Raw genomic sequence first — 2207 nt, 5'->3', positions numbered from 1 at the left:
AGCAGCGACTACCTCAACACCATCCCGCCGCAGCTGGAGCCGGTGTTTCCCGGCGACGAGGACATCGAACGGCGCATCCGCGCCTACATCAGGTGGAACGCCGCGATCATGGTGCACCGGGCGCAGCGACCCGGGATCGGGGTCGGCGGGCACATCTCCACCTACGCCTCGGCCGCGTCGCTGTACGAGGTCGGGTTCAACCACTTCTTCCGCGGCCCCCACGCGCAGGGCGGCGGCGACCAGATCTACTTCCACGGCCCCGCCGCCCCGGGCATCTACGCACGGGCCTTCCTCGAGGGCCGACTGACCGAACATCAGCTCGACGGGTTCCGCCAGGAGCTGTCGCATCCCGGCGGCGGCCTGCCGTCCTACCCGCATCCGCGGCTGATGCCCGGCTTCTGGCAGTTCCCGACCGTCTCGATGGGCCTCGGCGCGATCAACGCCATCTACCAGGCCCGGTTCAACCGCTACCTGCACCACCGCGGGATCACCGACACCAGCCGCCAGCGGGTGTGGGCGTTCCTCGGCGACGGCGAGATGGACGAGATCGAAGCGCTCGGCGCGATCGGCGTGGCCGCCCGCGAGAACCTCGACAACCTCACCTTCGTCATCAACTGCAACCTGCAGCGCCTCGACGGCCCGGTCCGCGGCAACGGCAAGATCATCCAGGAGTTGGAGGCGTACTTCCGCGGCGCCGGATGGAACGTCATCAAGGTGATCTGGGGCCGGCAGTGGGACCCGCTGCTCGCCGCGGACACCAACGGCGCGCTGCTCAACCTGATGAGCGTCACCCCGGACGGCGACTACCAGAGCTACAAAGCCGCATCCGGGGCGTTCGTACGGGAACACTTCTTCGGCCGTGACCCGCGCACCGCCGCAATGGTCGCGGACATGTCCGACGACCAGATCTGGGGACTCACCCGCGGCGGCCACGACTACAAGAAGCTGTATGCGGCGTACCAGGCCGCCGTGACGCACACCGGCCAGCCGACCGTGATCCTGGCCAAGACCATCAAGGGCTGGACACTCGGGTCGCACTTCGAGGGACGCAACGCCACCCACCAGATGAAGAAACTCACCCTCGACGACCTCAAGGGCTTCCGGGACCGGCTACATCTCGAGATTCCCGATACGGCACTCGACGAGATACTGCCGCCGTACTACCGCCCGTCCGACGGTTCCCCGGAGCTGGAGTATCTGCACGAGCGTCGCCGTGTCCTGGGCGGCTATCTGCCGGACCGTCCCACGCGAAACCTGCGCCTCGCCCTGCCCGGCGCCGGGGCGTACGCGGTCGCCGCCCGCGGTTCCGGCCGGCAACAGGTCGCCACGACGATGGCGTTCGTCCGGTTGCTGAAGGACCTGATGAAGGACCCGCACATCGGTCACCGGTTCGTGCCGATCATCCCGGACGAGGCCCGCACCTTCGGCCTGGACGCCCTGTTCCCGTCCAAGAAGATCTACTCCCCGCACGGACAGCACTACCTGTCCGTGGACCGGGAACTCATGCTCAGCTACCAGGAGGACACCCAGGGCGTCCTGCTGCACGAGGGCATCACCGAAGCCGGCGCCACCGCGTCCTGGACCGCGGCCGGGACCTCCTACGCCACCCACGCCGAACCCATGATCCCGATCTACATCTTCTACTCCATGTTCGGGTTCCAACGCACCGGCGACGGCCTGTGGGCGGCCGCCGACCAGATGACCCGCGGCTTCCTGCTCGGTGCCACCGCCGGCCGGACCACCCTCAACGGCGAGGGACTGCAACACGAAGACGGCCACTCGCTGCTTCTGGCCGCCACCAACCCCGCCTGCGTCGCCTACGACGCCGCGTTCGCGTTCGAACTGGGCCACATCGTCCGCGACGGCCTGCGCCGCATGTACGGCGAAACCCGCGACGGTGAGGACGCTAACGTCTTCTACTACCTGACCCTGTACAACGAACCCATCACCCAGCCCGGCCAGCCGGCCGACACCGACGTCGACGGCATCCTCGCCGGCATGCACCTCTACAGCACCGCCGAGGAAACCGGCTGCCCGCAGGCGCAGATCCTGGCCTCTGGCATCGCCGTGCAATGGGCGCTGCAGGCACAACGGCTGCTGCGCGACGACTGGGGCATCGCCGCCGACGTCTGGTCGGTGACGTCCTGGACCGAACTGCGCCGCGAGGCCATCGCCGCCGACGCCTGGAACCTCACCCACCCCGACCG

The 2207-nt window shown here is 68.4% G+C and carries 1 protein-coding gene; it reads left to right on the top strand.

Annotation, left to right across the window (positions count from 1 at the left end):
- The coding region (aceE, locus tag KBX08_RS33000; protein ID WP_210787668.1) for a pyruvate dehydrogenase (acetyl-transferring), homodimeric type at positions 1-2207 on the top strand (2207 nt) is incomplete at both ends.

The organism is Micromonospora sp. H61, from assembly GCF_018070325.1.
In the GTDB taxonomy this organism is placed as follows: domain Bacteria; phylum Actinomycetota; class Actinomycetes; order Mycobacteriales; family Micromonosporaceae; genus Micromonospora; species Micromonospora salmantinae.
The sequence above is the reverse complement of the archived record's forward strand: the minus strand, read 5'-3'. Positions and strand labels throughout refer to the sequence as shown.